Source organism: Thermus sp. FJN-A (assembly GCF_054655095.1).
In genome coordinates, this window is sequence record NZ_BAAHSC010000280.1 from 1 (window position 1) to 236 (window position 236).

The window sequence follows — 236 nt, forward strand, 5'->3', positions numbered from 1 at the left end:
CCGGGGCTCCCCGGCCACCCAGGCGGGGAGGCGGGCCTCGAGGGCCAGGCGGAGGGCCAGGGAGGAGCCGGGCCCCAGGGCGGGGGCCCCGCCCTCCGGCGGGAAGACCAAGAGGCAGGAGGCCGGAGGCAGGCCCAGGCCCCGGTGGCCAAGGACCACGGCCCGGGTGCGCTGGGCGAGCCGGGCCTTGGGCGGCCCCGGGAACTGAGAGGCCCGCACCACCTGGGCGCCGGGGA

At 81.8% G+C, this 236-nt stretch carries 1 pseudogene; it reads right to left on the reverse strand.

Going from position 1 to position 236, the window contains the following annotated elements:
- Positions 1–236 (reverse strand): annotated as a pseudogene (locus ACYQ0J_RS13720) (hypothetical protein); the annotation flags it as partial.